Consider the following 519-nt stretch of genomic DNA (forward strand, 5'->3'; position numbering starts at 1 on the left):
CGGGCGATACGTACCGCGATGCCACGCCGGCGCAGGAAACGCCGCAGTTCCGGCTGGTCGTAGGCCTTGTCCGCCCGCAGCTTGTCCGGTCGGCGTCGCCGCGGCCCGCGGCGGGAACGGATCGCCGGGATACTGGCCACCAGTGGGACGAAGGCCCCGCTGTCGTGCAGGTTCGCCGTGGAGACCGCCACGACCAGCGGCAGCCCGTCCGCGTCGGTCAGGACATGGATTTTCGAGCCCGGTTTGCCGCGATCGACCGGGTTCGGACCGGTCAGGCTTCCCCCTTTTTCGCGCGGAGACTGGCCGCGTCCACGATCACCGACGACCAGTCGACCTGCCCGGCCGCACCGTGCAGATCAAGGATCTTCCGATGCAGCCGGGGCCAGACACCCGCCCGGGTCCAGGCCTGGAACCGACGGTGCGCCGTGGGCACCGACACCCCGAACTCGGCCGGCAGATGCCGCCAGGCACACCCCGAGGTCAGCACGTAGACCACCGCGGTGAACACCGCCCGGTCCG

At 71.1% G+C, this 519-nt stretch carries 1 pseudogene; it reads right to left on the minus strand.

The features are described 5' to 3' along the window. Window positions 1–519, minus strand: a pseudogene (locus FMEAI12_RS37540) (IS5 family transposase); the annotation flags it as partial.

This window comes from Parafrankia sp. Ea1.12, assembly GCF_900465275.1.
Lineage (GTDB): Bacteria > Actinomycetota > Actinomycetes > Frankiales > Frankiaceae > Parafrankia > Parafrankia soli.